The organism is Catenulispora sp. MAP12-49, assembly GCF_041262705.1.
Lineage (GTDB): Bacteria > Actinomycetota > Actinomycetes > Streptomycetales > Catenulisporaceae > Catenulispora.
Map to the genome: position 1 here is coordinate 124,940 of NZ_JBGCCP010000008.1, position 16,225 is coordinate 141,164.

Annotated in this window: 12 protein-coding genes; all 12 read left to right on the forward strand. The window is 67.4% G+C overall.

Annotation, left to right across the window (positions count from 1 at the left end):
- Positions 1–247: 247 nt before the first annotated feature.
- The 12 genes from ABIA35_RS17400 to ABIA35_RS17455 all read left to right on the forward strand — a co-directional run bounded on the left by ABIA35_RS17400 (position 248) and on the right by ABIA35_RS17455 (position 16,161).
- Positions 248–1,246, forward strand: coding sequence for a LacI family DNA-binding transcriptional regulator (locus tag ABIA35_RS17400; protein ID WP_370345081.1), 999 nt, complete (start codon positions 248–250; stop codon positions 1,244–1,246).
- A gap of 95 nt (positions 1,247–1,341) precedes the next feature.
- Entirely contained in the window at positions 1,342–2,631 is a 1,290-nt protein-coding gene (locus ABIA35_RS17405; RefSeq protein WP_370345073.1) for an ABC transporter substrate-binding protein, read from the forward strand.
- A gap of 4 nt (positions 2,632–2,635) precedes the next feature.
- On the forward strand, positions 2,636–3,604 hold the full coding sequence (locus ABIA35_RS17410) for a carbohydrate ABC transporter permease (protein WP_370345072.1): 969 nt from the start codon (positions 2,636–2,638) through the stop codon (positions 3,602–3,604).
- 15 nt (positions 3,605–3,619) lie between these two features.
- Positions 3,620–4,465, forward strand: a complete 846-nt coding sequence (locus tag ABIA35_RS17415; RefSeq protein WP_370345071.1) for a carbohydrate ABC transporter permease — start codon at positions 3,620–3,622, stop codon at positions 4,463–4,465.
- Between the two features lie 22 nt (positions 4,466–4,487).
- On the forward strand, positions 4,488–5,630 hold the full coding sequence (gene dgoD, locus ABIA35_RS17420; protein ID WP_370345070.1) for a galactonate dehydratase: 1,143 nt from the start codon (positions 4,488–4,490) through the stop codon (positions 5,628–5,630).
- A complete protein-coding gene (locus ABIA35_RS17425; protein ID WP_370345069.1) occupies positions 5,624–6,379 on the forward strand; it encodes an SDR family NAD(P)-dependent oxidoreductase in 756 nt (251 codons plus the stop codon). Before dgoD ends, ABIA35_RS17425 begins: the two co-directional genes overlap by 7 nt.
- 6 nt (positions 6,380–6,385) lie before the next feature.
- Positions 6,386–7,030, forward strand: coding sequence for a bifunctional 4-hydroxy-2-oxoglutarate aldolase/2-dehydro-3-deoxy-phosphogluconate aldolase (locus ABIA35_RS17430; protein ID WP_370345068.1), 645 nt, complete (start codon positions 6,386–6,388; stop codon positions 7,028–7,030).
- A complete protein-coding gene (locus tag ABIA35_RS17435) occupies positions 7,023–7,955 on the forward strand; it encodes a sugar kinase (protein WP_370345067.1) in 933 nt (310 codons plus the stop codon). Before ABIA35_RS17430 ends, ABIA35_RS17435 begins: the two co-directional genes overlap by 8 nt.
- A gap of 18 nt (positions 7,956–7,973) precedes the next feature.
- Complete coding sequence (locus tag ABIA35_RS17440; protein WP_370345066.1) at positions 7,974–8,855, forward strand: SMP-30/gluconolactonase/LRE family protein; 882 nt, start codon at positions 7,974–7,976, stop codon at positions 8,853–8,855.
- Between the two features lie 480 nt (positions 8,856–9,335).
- Complete coding sequence (locus ABIA35_RS17445; protein ID WP_370358552.1) at positions 9,336–11,402, forward strand: LamG-like jellyroll fold domain-containing protein; 2,067 nt, start codon at positions 9,336–9,338, stop codon at positions 11,400–11,402.
- Positions 11,403–11,540: 138 nt separating this feature from the next.
- Positions 11,541–13,052: an APC family permease gene (locus ABIA35_RS17450; RefSeq protein WP_370358553.1), complete on the forward strand. Its 1,512-nt coding sequence runs from the start codon at positions 11,541–11,543 to the stop codon at positions 13,050–13,052.
- A 58-nt stretch (positions 13,053–13,110) separates the two neighbouring features.
- Positions 13,111–16,161: a TIM-barrel domain-containing protein gene (locus ABIA35_RS17455; RefSeq protein WP_370358554.1), complete on the forward strand. Its 3,051-nt coding sequence runs from the start codon at positions 13,111–13,113 to the stop codon at positions 16,159–16,161.
- The last annotated feature ends 64 nt before the right edge of the window (positions 16,162–16,225 follow it).

Below are 16,225 nucleotides of genomic sequence, written 5' to 3' on the forward strand. Positions count from 1 at the left end.
GACGCAGCACGTTTCACTCCTGGCCTGGTGTGTGGATCGATCCACGTAGCTGATGTAGGGGGCACCGTAACGCTAGGTTTCCGCAGGCGTCAATGGTTCGACGCCCCAGGGCGGCCATCCCGCACCCGTGTCGCGGTAACGGCTAGGTCACGACAGACGGGCTACTCCTTGCGTCGGGTCGGCGACAGTGCCTACGCTGGCGCCACTTTCGTGGATCGATAAACGTTGGGGAGCACTTGTGGTGACGATGGCGGAGGTGGCGGCGCGGGCGGGGGTCACCAAGCAGACCGTTTCCAATGTGGTGTCGGGCAAGAAGGTCCGACCGGAGACGGCGGCGAAGGTGAACGCGGCGATACAGGAACTCGGCTACAAGCCGAACCTGCTCGCCCGGTCGCTGCGCACCGGTGCGACGCGGACCGTCGGGTTGTTCGTGCCCTCGGTGGCTGACGCCTTCTACGCCGAAGTGGTCGAGGAGGTCGAGAATGTCCTGGTCGGCCACGGCTACAACCTGCTGCTGGCCACCACTCGCGACGACCCCGACTACACCCGGCAGCATTTGGAGAACCTCACGGCCCGCTCCGTGGACGCGCTCCTGGTCGCCGGCGACCTCGGGGTCGCTCAGCAGCTGGAGATGCTGGCCCAGGCGAGCTTCCCGGTCGCGCTGTTCGCCTGGGAGCTCGATCCGCCGCACACCCTGCCGGTGGTGTCCATCGACTTCGAGAACGCCGGGTACCTGGCCGGGCGGCATCTGCGCGATCTGGGGCACGAGAAGATCGCCGCGATCGCCAAGCTTCCCTCCCACGCACCCCGCGTGGCCGGGCTGCGCCGCGCCTTCGCCGCCGACGGGCTGACCATCGACGACGGCATGGTGTTCGCCCGACCCGCCGACAACGCGGTCGACGGATTCTCGGCGGCGAACCAGGCCCTGGCCGCGAACCCGGGTCTGACCGCGATCTTCGCGACCTCCGACGCCCTCGCGATTGGCGCCATGCAGGCCCTGACCCGGTCCGGCCGCCGCGTGCCCGAGGACGTCAGCGTCGTCGGACTCGATGACATCGCGCAGGTCGGCAGCCTGGATCCGGCGCTGACCACAGTCGCGATCCCCAAGCGGGAGATGGCCCAACAGGCCGTCGAACTGCTGCTGAACGCCGTCGACTCCGGCAAACCGCCGACCAACGCGCTGTCGCTGCTGCGCCCCACCCTGCTCGTCAGAGGAAGCAGCGCCCCGGTACGCACCGCCGCGTGACCCGCGGCACCAGCTGAGCTCCACCTTCACCGACATCAGGCAGGGAGATCGGTTCACCCATCCCTGAATCAGGCTTCGTACAGAAGGGCTCAACGATGACAACCACCCCCCGGCGGCTCGCCGCCGTAGGCACAGCGGCGGTGATCGCGGCCGCAGGGCTGTCCGCCTGTTCCTCCAGCTCCGGCTCCGGTTCCAAGGACGGCTTTACCTACTGGTCGATGTGGACGGCCCAGGAACCCCAGGGTCAAGCGATCAAGAAGCTCTTCGACCAGTACACCGCCGAGACCGGCGTCAAGGTGGACGTGCAGTTCCTCGGCCGCGACGTGAACACGCGGATCGTGCCGGCGATCACGGCCAACAAGGCTCCGGACCTGTGGGACCAGGGCTCGGACGTCATCTACGGCTCTGCCGCCTCCACCGGGCAGGCGCTCGATCTGACACCGGTGCTGTCGATGCAGGTGCCCGGCGAGGGCAAGACCGTCGGCGAGATCATACCGGCCAAGTACAACCAGGCGCTGCCGAAGGATTCGAACGGGGTTCAGAACTGGGTGATCCCCTACATCGTCAGCTCGGCGGAGTTCTTCTACAACGCCGCGGACCCGGACATCAAGGCTGCGATGCCGACGCCGCCGGCGACGTGGGCCGACTTCATCAAGGTCTGCGACGCGCTGAAGGCGAAGAGCAAGCCGTGCCTGGCCTCCGAGGGTGAGGACGACTGGACCAACGGCCTGATCTTCGACTACCGGCTCAACGCCGCCGGCGTCAACTTCGCCGATCTGACGAACGACAAGACCGGGGCCGCTTGGGACAACCCGGCGGTGCTCAAGGCCGCGCAGGAGACGGACCAGCTGATCGCCGGCCACTACGTCGTTCCCGGGTACGACGCGACCAAGACCCCGGCCCAGGAGACCGCATGGGCGTCCGGCAAGGACGCGTTCTTCATGAACGGATCCTGGGTCACGTCGGAGACCGGCAAGGAGGTCGCTTCCACCTGGAAGTACGGCGCCATGCTGCCGCCCGGGGTGACCGCGCCGGACTCGATGACCTTCGGCTTCACGATCCCGAAGAAGGCCAAGCACGCCGACGCCGCGGAGAAGTTCATCGCCTGGTTCGTGCAGCAGAAGAACATGGCGGCGCTGGCCTCGACCGCGGACACGCTGACCACGCGCACGGACGTCCCGGCCCCGGCGGACCTGACCGACGTGCAGAAGGCGCTCGACAGCTCGGCGGTCCGGCTCACCTTCGACGGACAGTCCGGCGACGACGTGTACACCAAGGTCTTCGCGCAGAACTTCCTGGACTTCTGGCACGGGAAGCTGGCCCCGGAGCAGTTCGTGGCCAAGGTCAAGGCGACCCAGGTCTCCTACTGGAAGTCGCAGAGCTGACGCGATGGCCGCACTGAGCACCGCGTTCCCCCGGGCCCGTCGCGCCCGGGGTGAGGCCTCCCGGGCCAAGACGAATTCGCGCTCGCCCCTGGAGCGCCAGCACCGCCGCATGTTCTGGCCGTTCGCGGCCCCCGCGGTGATCTTCTACACCGTCATCTTCCTGGTCCCGATCGGGTACGCGGCCTGGACCTCGTTCTACAAGTGGGACGGGGTGAGCGACAAGAAGTGGCGTGGGTGGAAGAACTACCAGGTCCTGTTCGACGACCCGGCCTTCCGGTCCTCGCTCACCAACACGCTGAAGATCCTGTTCGTGGGCGGCGCGTGCACCTTCGTGATCGCCTTCGGGCTGACGATGGCGCTGCGCGAGATGCGGGCCAGGCTGTTCGCCCGCTCCGTGATCTTCTTCCCGTGCCTGGTCAACGCCATGGTGTTCGGCATCCTCGCCGGATTCCTGTTCTCCCCGGACGGGCCGGTCAACCAGGTCCTGCACGACGTCGGGGTGTCCACTCCGCCCAAATGGCTGTCCACCGACAACCAGTTCCCGATGATCCTGGGCACCATCATCTGGACCGCGACCGGTTACTACACCGCGATCATCATGGCCGGCGTCGACCAGATCCCCACCTACCTGTACGAGGCCGCCGAACTCGACGGCTGCAACGCCTTCCAACGCTTCCGGCATGTCACGCTGCCGCTCGCTTGGGAAGTCATCAGCGTGTGCGCGGTCCTGTGGACCGTGTCGTCGCTACAGATCTTCGAACTGATCCTGGCGTTCGGAGGCACCCAGAACAGCGCCGCACCGCCGGTCAACTCCTGGAACACCGCCATGTACGTGTACGAGACGGCATTCCCGCCACGGAGCACCCCGCAGCTGGGAATGGCCACCGCCGCCGCCATGGTCGCCCTGGTCCTGATCGGCTTCATCACGCTGGTCCTGCGCCGTGTCATGCGCCGCGCCGCCATCGAATACTGACCCCACGGAGGCATCATGCGTACCGGACGCAAGGCCACCGGCCCGGCGATGCGGATCGTCACAGCAGTCGTCTGGATCCTGGTCGCGGCCGACCTCGGCCTGCTCATCTGGGTGGCCGTGACCTCGCTGCGCGGCAGCAACGACATCCTGCAGCACCCCTTTGGCGCTCCCACCCATCCCGTGCCTGGCAACTACGGCAAGGCGCTCGGCGAGGGTGGGTTCGCGCGGGCGGCGCTGAACAGTGTGATCGACGCCGGGATCTCCTCGATGCTGGCGATCGTGCTGGCGGCGCCCTGCGCCTATGTGCTCGCCCGGCGCAAGTCCCGCACCTCCTCGGCTTTGTCGATGGCGTTCGCGATGGGGCTCGGCGTGCCCGGTCAGGTCATCGTCGTCCCGATCTTCGTGGGACTGGCGAAGCTGAACCTGGTCGACAGCTACACCGGGCTCATCCTCGTCTACACCGGGCTGGCCCTGCCGTTCACCGTCTTCCTGCTCACCGGATTCTTCGCCGGCGTCCCGGCGATTCTGGAGGAAGCCGCCGTCATGGACGGCGCCAAGCCGCTGCGCACGTTCCTGCAGGTGATCGTGCCGGTCGCGCGCGGCGGTCTGATCACAGCGTTCCTACTCCAGTTCATCGGTGCGTGGAACGAGACCCTGTTCGCCATCGTCATCACCCACAGCCAGGACAAGATCACCCTTCCTGTGGCCCTCAACGACTTCCTCATGACGCAGCAGCAGAACCAGCTGGACTACGGCGCGATGTTCGCCGCCATCTGCGTCATCGTCGCCCCGATGATCGCCCTGTTCGCCTGGCTGGGGACCCGCATCATCCAGGGCATGACCGTCGGCATCGGCAAGTGAGCCCGAACATTTGGAGCAATGAATGAAGATCACAGGCTGGGAGACGTTCCTGGTCTCCCCGCGCTGGCTGTTCCTGCGCATCGACACCGATGCCGGGATCAGCGGATGGGGCGAGCCGATCGTGGAAGGGCGGGCCGAGGCGGTCCGCGCCATGGTCGACACCTGTTTCGAATACCTCGTCGGGAAGGACCCGCGCCGGATCGAGCAGCACTGGCAGGTCTTGACCAAATCCGGGTTCTACCGGGGCGGGCCGGTCATGTCGAGCGCGGTGGCCGGCATCGACCAGGCGCTGTGGGACATCACCGGCCGTGCCTTGGGGGCGCCCGTCCACGAGCTGCTGGGCGGCGCGGTGCGTGACAGGGTGCGGATGTACTCGTGGATCCAAGGTGAGACGCCCGAAGCCACGGCCGCCGATGCACTTCAGAAGGTGGCGCTGGGGTTTTCGGCGATGAAGATGGATCTGGCCGGGCCGACCGTGGCGCTGCCGACGAAGGCGGACTATGAGCGTTGGGCACGCCGGATGCAAGCGGTGCGGGACGCCATCGGCGACGAGATCGATATCGCGATCGACTTCCACGGCCGGATGAGTACCGCGTCGTCGGTGGCCTTTCTGCCGTTGCTGGAACCGATGCGGCCGTTGTTCGTCGAGGAGCCGGTCCTGCCGGAGCACACCGCGAATCTCGGGCGGGTTGTCGCCTCGACGCCGATACCGATCGCGGCGGGGGAGCGGCTCTACTCGCGCCGGGAGTTCGCGGATCTGTTCGCGACCGGGGTCGCGGTGGCGCAGCCGGACCTGTCTCATGCCGGCGGCATCTCCGAGGTCCGCAGGATCGCCGCCGCGGCTGAGACCTTCGATGTCGTGCTGGCGCCGCACTGTCCGCTCGGGCCCATCGCGCTCGCCGCCTGTCTTCAGGTCGACTTCGCCAGTCCCAACTTCCTGATCCAGGAGCAGAGCAGCAGCGGCTACGCCGACGACAACGATCTGCGCGGCTACCTCCAGGACCCGTCGGTCTTCGACCTGCACTCGGGCCACATCGAGCGGCTGACCGGTCCGGGTCTCGGGATCGAGATCGACGAGGAGGCCGTGCGGGCGTCCGCCGCGACCGGTCACGCCTGGCGGCCGCCGATGTGGCAGCACGCGGACGGTTCGTTCGCCGAATGGTGAGCCGCATCGAACCGCGTCCAACGGCGTTGATCACCGGCGCGGTCGGCGACATCGGCGCCGCCGTCGCCAGCCGGCTCGGCTCGCTCGGGTGGCAGGTGATCATGACCGACGTCGACGACGAAGGCGGCGAGGCCGCCGCCGCGGCCGCGCGTGAGGGCGGCGCCGATGTCGTCTATCGGCGCCTCGACGTTACTGAAGACACTGACTGGCGACGTCTGGAGCATGAGGTGGCCGCCGCGCACGGCGGGCTGGACCTGCTCTACTTCAACTCCGGAAGCAGCGACCCGACGCCGTTGGGCAAGTCCGGAGCCAACACCTGGCAGCACATGCTGGACCTGCACATCACCGGCGCGTGGTCCGGGGTCCAGGCCTTCGCCGATCTCTTGCGCAACCGCCGAGGGTCTGTGGTGTTGACCTCCTCGATCCATGCTCACATCGGGTTCGGACACCACAGCGCTTACGCCGCCGCCAAGGGCGGTCTGGAGGCGCTGACCAGGCAGCTCGCGGTGGACCTCGCTCCCGAGGTGCGCGTCAACTGCGTCGCCCTGGGGAGCATCTTCACCGGGACGTGGAGCGACGTCTCGGACGCCGAGCTCGAATCGATCAGAGGGCGAATACCCCTGGCCCGCATCGGACGTCCCGAGGACGTGGCACCGGTCGTTGCCTTCCTGGCTTCCCGCCAGGCCGGCTACGTCACGGGCCAGGCCTTCGTCATCGACGGCGGACGCACCATCTGGTCCGGAGAGTGAACCGGTATGAACCTGACGCAGGAACTCGCCGCCCATCGGCTGCTCGCGATCGTGCGTGCGTCATCGGGCGAACACCTCATCCCCGCTCTCCACACGTTGATCGAGGCCGGGGTGCGCGCCGTGGAGGTGACGCTGCCGACGCCGGGAAGTCTCCAGGCGGTCTCAGCTTTGCTTGCCCAGGCCGGCGCCAGCGGCATCAACGTCGCCATCGGTGTCGGAACCGTGACGAGCACTGACGATGTCCGGCGGGCCGCCGACAGCGGAGCGCAGTTCGTGGTGTCTCCGCACTTCGACCCGGCGATCGTGGCCGTGGCGAAACTGCGTAGCCTGGGTGCGCTGCCCGGGGTGTTCACTCCGACTGAAGCCCTGCGCGCTTGGCACGCTGGAGCCAGCGCGGTGAAGCTCTTCCCGGCCTCCAGTTTGGGACCCGGGTTCCTCGCCGCGATACGTCAGCCGCTCCCGGGCCTGCCCGTGGTACCGACCGGCGGTGTCGGACTGAACGATGTCGTGCCGTGGCTCGATGCCGGTGCGCTCGCCGTCGCGGTGGGCTCGCCCCTGATGGGCGACGCACTCCAGAGCGGCGACATGGTCGCCTTGCGACGGCGAGCCGAGTCCTTTCTGGCCGTTGTGGGGAGCTGCACTAATGCCTGACCTTGTCACTCTCGGCGAAACGATGGCCGCGCTCGCACCAGATCGGATCGGCCCGCTGCGCCACACTCGTCACCTGAGCCTGGGCATCGCCGGATCGGAGTCCACGGTCGCGATCGGTGTGCGGCGCCTCGGCTACACCGCCGCGTGGATCGGACGGCTCGGCGACGACGAACTCGGGCGGCTCGTGGCAGGAACGCTGCGGAGCGAGGGCGTCGAGGTCTGTGCGCGTACGGATCCCGACGCGCCTACGGGCTTGCTTCTCAAGGAACGCCGCACCGGCAGCGCCCGACGGGTCCACTACTACCGATCAGGCTCGGCCGGATCGCGGCTGGAGCCCGCCGACCTGCCGGCCGGAGTGATCGAATCAGCGCTGGTCGTCCACATGAGCGCGATCACCCCGGCCCTGTCGCCGGGAGCTGCGGACACCACGAGCGAGGTGGTTCGGCGGGCTCGCTACGTGTCCTTCGATGCCAACTTCCGCTCCAAGCTGTGGTCTGCGGAGGAGTTCCAGCGCTGCGTCCTCGGTCTGCTGCCGCAGGTTGATCTGCTGTTCGCCAGCCTGCACGAAGCCCGAATCCTGCTGGAGGATCCTGACGGCGAGGCTGAGGACCTGGCCGCGGCCTTACGGACGAAGGGGCCGGCCACGGTCGTGGTCACCATGGGCCGGGACGGTGCGGTGTCCGTCGGGCCGTCAGGCGTCCACCGTGTCGCAGCGGAGTTCGTCGTCGAGGTGGACCCGGTCGGTGCCGGGGACTCCTTCGTGGCGGGCTATCTCAGCGCCCTGTTGGACGGTGCCCCCGAGTCGCAACGGCTGCGCGTCGCGAGCCGAACGGCAGCATTCTCGGTCTCAGCCGACGGCGACTGGGAAGGACTGCCCACCTTCGAGGAACTCGCCGCCTCGGCGGCCGACGACATCATCCGCTGACCGAGGCGAAGGAGCCTTGTGAAGATCCGACACAGTGACCCCGAACCGCTGGGTCATGAACGGCTGCTACTCGGCGAAGGCCCGGCCTACGACGTCGAGACCGGGACGCTCGGGCTGGTGGACATCGACGGCCGGGCCTTCCTCACCGTCACCGACCAGGTCACCACCCGCGCTTCCACGAGCGATGAGATCGGCTGCGCGGTCCCGTGGGATGACAACCTCTGGCTGGCAGCCATCGGCAACAAGGTGGTCGGGCTGACCCCGGACGGTCGCCGGACCGTGTTCGCCACCCTGCCAGGCGATCCCGCACGCCGCGCGAACGACGGCAAGTGTGATCCGGCCGGCCGCTTCTGGGTCGGCGTGATGGACCGCGACGCCGCGCCCGGGGCGGCATCGCTGTGCGCGGTGAACCCCGACGGTCAGGTCGCCACGGTACTGGACGGTCTTACCATCCCCAACGGCCTCGGCTGGTCGCCCGACGGCGCGGTCATGTATGTCACCGACACCGCACCCGGCACCATCACCGCCTACGACTTCGAACCCGACACCGGAACCCTGACCGAACCCCGAACCCTCATCACCATCGACCCCCGCTTCGGCGGCCCGGACGGACTCACCGTCGATGCGGACGGGCATGTCTGGACCGCGCTGTGGGACGGCGGGGCCGTGCTGCGCATCGCGGCGGACGGAGCCGTGGTCGGCGTCGTCGAGCTACCGGTGCCCCGCCTGGCCAGCTGCTGCTTCGCAGGCCCCGACCTGACCGATCTGATCGTCACCACCGCGTCGGTGGCCCTCGACCAGGAGACGTTGCGCCGGTATCCCGAATCGGGCACGACGTACCGGATGCGCACGGATATCCGGGGCCTGCCATCGACGCGCTTCGGAGGTCGCGTCATGTGAACTGCCGCCACGCGTCCGTGGGCTACTGCGGTGGGGCGCGTGGTACGCCTGCAAGGGCACGCTCGCACAGGTCTGGCGACTTCCGTAGCACCTGCACGGCATTCGGTGAAGGCGCCGTCGGCCCCACGGGCCGGACCGACGGCGCCATCTCCGTGCGGCCAGTTGCCACATAGCTGTTGTCACATGGGTGAAATCCATTCGGAAAGCTCTTGAACAAGTTCATTGACGACCGAGTTTGCTTGAAGTACGCTCACTTCGAAAGTAAGCGCGCATGAGCTGAACGGATTCGCTAGTTCGAATGCGGCTCTGCGAGCGGCTGAAACCGCGGTCGGCGTTGTGCCGTCTCAGCGGGAACCTCAAGAGCCTGCCACGCCCAGTTCTTTTCGGCGTGCGCGCTCTGCACTCGGTGCGCATCACCTCACCTGGATCGCGCCTTCGCGTTGCCTCCAAACCGGACCGCCACCTCGCCAAGGAGCCACCATGCCGTGGTCTCGACGTCCCATCGCACTTATCAGTGCCCTACTTCTACTGTTCGTCGGCGTGATCAGTTTGGCCGCCGCGCGGCCCGCACACGCCGACGCGGTGTCGATCACCATCGACGGCACCGCTTCCGGACGGGTCTTCGACGGCGTCGGGGCGATCAGCGCCGGCGGCGGCAACTCCCGCCTGCTGATCGACTACCCGGAGCCACAGCGCAGCCAACTGCTCGACTACCTGTTCAAGCCCGGCTACGGCGCCGCGCTACAGGGTCTGAAGCTCGAGGTCGGTGGGGACACCGACTCCACCGACGGCTCCCAGCCCAGCCATGAACACACCCGCGGTGTCATCGACTGCCACCAGGGCAACGAGTGGTGGCTGGCGCAGCAGGCCAAGACCCGCAACCCCGACCTCAAACTCGCCGCGCTGTCCGAGGGCGCGCCCGGCTGGATCGGCGTCGACGACCCGAACAACCCCAATCCCGGCCACGGCTACTTCTGGTCCACCGACGAGATCAACTACCTGATGGACTGGCTCGGCTGCGCCAAACAGAACGGCCTGACCATCGACTACCTCGGCGGCTGGGACGAACGCGGGTACGACAAGGGCTGGTACGAGAATCTGAAATCGGCCCTGGTCTCCCACGGTTACTCCACGAAAGTCATCGCATCCGACGATGACAACTGGGATGTAGCAACGAGCATGGCCGAGGACCCGGCGTTCAACGACGCCGTCGACATCATCGGTGCGCACTACCCCTGTGGCTACCTCTCGCAAGCCACGAGCTGTTACGACTCCAGCGACGCGGGCCAGCAGGCGGCCATCGACTCCGGCAAGACCCTGTGGGACAGCGAGGGCGGATCGCTGGACGCCGACGACGGGGCGGCGGCGGTGGCCCGGTCGATCAATCGCGGATACATCGACGGCCGCATGACGTCGTTCTGGAACTGGCCCGCCGTCGCCGCGCTGTACCCGAACCTGCACTACGGCACCGCCGGCATGTCGATCGCCAACCAGCCCTGGTCCGGCCACTACTCCATCGGCAAGACCACCTGGGTCACCGCACAGACCACCCAGTTCGTACAGCCCGGCTGGCAGTACCTTGACTCAGCCAGCGGATATCTGGGCTCACAGCCCAATCCGACCGGCAGCTACGTGAGCTTGAAGTCGCCGAACGGCTCTGACTACAGCACCGTCATCGAAACCCTCGACGCCAACAGCGCACAGACGCTGAGTCTCGCCGTCGCCGGCGGCCTGTCCACCGGGACCGTGCACGTGTGGGCCACGAACGTGAACTCCTCGAACTCCGACGACTACTTCGTCCACACCACCGACATCACACCGGACAGTGACGGCAACTACTCGCTCACCCTTCAGCCCGGCTACGTCTACACCCTGACCACCACCACCGGACAGGGCAAGGGCGATGCCACCTCACCGCCGGCCGCACCGCTGAGTCTGCCTTACTCCGATGACTTCCAGACCCCGGCCGCCAGCACCTCCCCGAAGTACTTCTCCGACATGAACGGCTCTTTCAACACCGTCTCCTGCGGCGGCGGGCGTGCCGGAACCTGCCTGCGACAGATGGCACCCACCGAGCCGATCCGCTGGACCGACGAGAACTACGACGCCCCCTACACGATCATCGGCGACAGCTCCTGGAGCGACTACACCGTCACCTCCGACGTCATGCTCGAACAACCCGGCAGCATCGAACTCCTCGGCCGCGTCGGCCAACAGGAGACCGAAAACGCCGGATTGGACGCCTACCACCTGCGCGTCTCCGACACCGGTGCGTGGTCGATCCTGAAGAGCGACGGCGACTGGAACTTCACCACGCTCGCATCCGGGACCGCTGACGCCCTGGGCACCGGCACCTGGCACACCGTCGCCTTCACTCTCCAAGGCTCCACGCTGACCGCCAGCATCGACGGCACCGCCGTCGGCCAGGCCACAGACGGCACCTTCTCGACCGGTCTGGCCGGACTCGGCGTCGTCGGCTACCAGACCTCCCAGTTCGGCAACTTCGCCGTGACGCCCGCGAGCGGCGACGGTTCCAAGGCCCGCTGACAACCGCGGGCAGACCGCTCGCGTCCCCAAGAGTCGCCGCCGCGCCTCGCGGACACGCCCGACGCGGCGGCGGCCGACGGCACACCGATCCCACTGATCATCGCCCCGACCCCAGACGCCCATCGTTAGGAGCTTGACATGTCCGTCACCGAAGACGAACCGCCCCCGGCAAGCCAGGGCTTCGCCCGCAGGATCGGCCGGGTCCAGGCGACCGCCATCAACATGAGCCAGATGGTGGGTGTCGGCCCGTTCATCACGATCCCGCTGATGGTCGTCGCGTTCGGCGGGCCCCAGGCGATCATCGGCTGGATCTGCGGCGGAATCCTGGCCCTGGCCGACGGCCTGATCTGGGCCGAGCTCGGCGCGTCCATGCCCCGGGCCGGCGGCTCCTACGTCTACCTGCGGGAGGCCTTCCAGTACCGGACCGGCCGGCTGATGCCGTTCCTGTTCGTCTGGACCGCGATCCTGTTCATCCCGCTGATCATGTCCACCGGCATCGTCGGCTTCATCAGTTACCTGACCTACCTGTGGCCGTCGATGACCCACGCCCAGGGCGACCTGGTCGGGCTGGCGCTGTGCGTCCTCACCATCGCCGTCCTGTGGCGCAAGATCGACGACATCGGCCGGCTCACGCTCGTGCTGTGGGGGGTCATGCTGGTCAGCGTCGGCTCACTGATCATCGCCTCCTTCACCGACTTCCACGCGCACCAGGCCTTCACGTGGCCCGCCCACGCTGTCGATCTCGGCGCGAGCAAATTCTGGATCAGCTTCGCCCTGGGACTGTCCGTCGGCGTCTACGACTACCTCGGCTACAACACCACCTCCTACATGGCCGCCGAGATCAAGAACCCCGGCTGGGTCATTCCCCGCTCGGTGATCTACTCCATCCTCGCCGTCATGGGCATCTACCTGCTCATGCAGGTCGGCACGCTCGGCGTCGTGGACTGGCACCGCATGCTCGACTCCAACGACCCGGCCTCCAGCTCATTGGGTTCGTTGGTGCTGGAGACGGCCTGGGGCAAGGGCGCCGCGCAGGCCATCACGGTCCTGATCCTCGTCACCGCCTTCACCTCGGTGATGACCGGTCTGCTCGGCGGCTCCCGCGTCCCCCACGACGCCGCCCACGACAAGGTGTTCTTCGCCGCGTTCGGCAAGCTGCACCCCAAGCACCGCTTTCCCACCGTCAGCCTGCTGACCATGGGCGTCATCATGGCCGCCGCCTTCTATCTGAGCCGGCACGCCGGCACCAGCTGGAAGACCCCGCCGCTTGCGGTGCTGATCACCTTCCTGACCACCGTGATGGTGATCGTGCAGTCGTTCTCCCAGGTCGCCGCACTCGTCGTCCTGCGCCGTCGCCAACCGACGCTGAACCGTCCGTACAAGATGTGGCTCTACCCGATCCCGGCGATCATCGCCCTGGCCGGTTGGGCTGTCATCTACGTCTACGCCGACAAGTACTCCGACAAGTACAACGGCCCCGGCCTGCACCCCATCGAATGGTCGCTGGCCTGGGTGGCGCTCGGCGCCGTGGCGTTCCTGATCTGGGCCCGGAAAGAGAAGACCTGGCCCTTCGGACCCAAGGACATCCGCGAGGGATTCCTCGGCCCGAGCAATTCCGAGCCCGAGGAAGCGGTCACGGAAAACGCGTGACCGCCGGGTCGGTCAGCACCACAACGACAAACCAGGAAGCTCGTACAGGAAGGAAGACATGAATCGATCAACCAAACCGATGGTGGCAGGCGCCGCCGTCCTGACCATGATCGGGCTGTACCTGCCCGTCAGCTCGCCCGACACCGCGCACGCGGCAGATCCCGGCGGGCCCGTGGTCGACGGCAATGCCCGGTTCACCGTTGAGTCGCCCACGCTGATCCGGCTGGAGTACGCGGGCGACGGCGGGTTCCAGGACCGCCCGACCTTCAACGCGGTCAACCGGTCCATGCCCGCCACCGCGTTCACCACCTCCGTCTCCGACGACGGCTACCGGATCATCAAGACCTCGGCGCTGACGCTCCGGTACCGAGAGAACTCCGGCCCGTTCAACGCGGCCAACCTGAGTTTGGACCTCGGCAACGGCGCTCCGGCCGTGCATCCCAGCTTTCCCAGCACCTGCGACTACGGCAACGGTTGCGAGGCAGAAGGGCTGACCCTGCACGGCGGCGCCACCATTGCCGGCAACCCAGACTCGAAGTCCGATCTGGCTCCTTACTACTCCAGCGGCTTCACCGGCAACGGATACGTCGGCGGTTTCCAGACGACCGGCGCCTCGATCAACTGGCAGGTGTCGAACGTCCCGGCAGCAGGCCAGTACGCGGTGCAGTTCCGGTACGCCAACGCCGCAGGTAAGGACGGGCAGACCACGGACCGGGCCGTCACCCTGACGGCCAACGGAGCCCAGACCCCGGTGAGCCTGCCGCCCACGGCGGACTGGAACACCTGGGCGGTCTCCAGCACCACGGTGTCCCTGCCGGCCGGGACCTCGTCGCTGTCCCTGTCCTGTGGTTCGCCCTCGTGTCAGAGCAACATCGACTCGATCGCCGTCACCCCACTCGACGCGTCCTATCCGACTCCCGCCGCGTCCGCCAACCTCGGCGGCTACCGCAACTCGCTGGACCTGCTGGCCGGTCCCGCACCGGTGGCCGACGGGATCCTGTCGCGCAACGGCTGGTACCTGATGGATGACACCGACACCGGATTGATCAACTCCGACGGTACGGTCGATTCGCGCCCGGACCACGGCGGACAGCCGTATCAGGACGGCTACCTGTTCGGCTACGGCAACGACTACAAGCAGGCGCTGAAGGACTTCCACGACCTGACGGGGCCGGCGCCGCTGTTGCCCCGCTCGGCGTTCGGGGTCTGGTACAGCCGCTGGTACAACTACAGTCTGGCGGACTATCAGAACGACCTGCTCCCGGCCTTCCGGAAGAACAAGGTCCCGCTCGACCAGTTGGTCACCGACACCGACTGGAAGTCTCCGAGCCCCTGGGCGGGGTGGGAGTTCAATCCCAGCTACTTCCCCGACCCCAAGGCACTGTTCGACTGGGAGAAGTCGCAGGGGCTGCAACCGGTGCTGAACGTCCACTCCGCGATCGGCACGGGCGACGACACGTACCCGGCCGATCCGCAGCTGCAGGCCACGCTGGACACCGCCGGCGGCTCTCTGCAACCGCACAACTGCGACGGGTCCGGGACGGACACGGCCTGCGGGCTGTTCAACCTGCGCGATCCCAAGCAGGAGAAGGCCTACTTCGACCTGCACTCGACCATCGAGCAGAACTACGGCAAGCCGCTGTGGTGGCTGGACAGTTCCGACGGCGAGACCGCCACGCCCGATGTCGACGTCTCCGCGGACACCTACAACTCCTCCCGCTACCAGGTGCACGGCAACGCGCTCGGCCAGCGTGCCTACACCTTCGCCCGGATCGGCAGCAACGGTTCCAACTACGGGGACTTCGCCCCCGGCGCTTCGCTGGCCTGGGCCGAGCACCGGTACACGATGAACCAGACCATGGACATCGACCCGACCTGGGCGATGCTCGCCTTCGAAGCCAAGTACACCGCGGTCGAGAGCGCCGGGATCGGCCTGCCGTATGTCAGCCACGACATCGGCGGATACGGCCAGGACTCTGCGAACGCCTCCAACGGATGGGACGACCCCGATCTGTACGCACGCTCGGTGCAGCTGGGCGCCTTCCAACCGATTGACCGGCTGCACTCCGACCACGGACACCGGCTTCCGTGGGAATACCGTGACACCACGGATCCGAAGTACAACTCGCCCGCGGCGGCGGACTCGGCGACGAAGTTCCTGCGGTTGCGGGAGCAGCTGGTGCCGTACACCTACACGCTTGCGCACGAGGCCACGATCGACGGGCTGCCGATGGTGCGGGCGCTGTACCTGAACTGGCCGAAGTACGACGAGTCGTACAGCAACCCGACCGAGTACACCTACGGCGACAACGTGCTGGTGGCCCCGGTCACCACGCCGGGGACCGGGACGGTGAGCACCGACGTGTGGTTCCCGCCGGGCACGTGGACGGACTACTTCACCGGCAAGACGTACACCGGTCCCGCCACCGCCTCCGTGAGCACCACCCTGGACACCATGCCGGTGTTCATCAAGGCCGGCGGCATCATGCCTACCCGCACCAACTACGTCGACAACGACGCCCAGAATCCGCTGGACCAGGTGACCGTGGACGTGGCGACCGGCGGCGACGGCCAGTTCAGCGTCTATGAGGACGACGGCACCAGCCAGACCACCCCGGCCAACCCGGCGCCGTCGGCCACCACCCGGATCAGCTACAACGACGCCGGGCACACCGTGACCATCGACCCGATGGCCGGCACGTACAACGGTGCGGTGGCGAACCGGACCTGGACCGTGAAGTTCCACAACGTGGCCGCCGCACCGGACCAGGTCAGCGTCAACGGGGGCGCCCCGGCCGGCACGTCCTACGACGCTGATCACCAGGTGCTCACCGTCACCACGGCCTCGCTGCCGACCTCGGCCGGGACCACTGTCTCGTACAGCTCCGGCACAGGCCCGAGCCGTCATATCACCGGCGCCGCCAGCAGCCGTTCGAACACGCCGACCTCGACCATGCTCAGTAGTGGAACCGTGCAGGCACTCGACAGGTGCCTGGACGTGCGCGGCGGTTACAGCGCGAGCGGCACTCCGGTGCTGCTCGACACCTGCGACGGCGCAGCGGCGACGGTACGCCGCCGGAACTCTTTGGAACTGCTGGGGAGAGTGTAATCAGCAGTTGGAGTTCGTAAGCCGAGTTGACCGGACCAGGAGGGGACCGGGCGCGGAGGGCGGC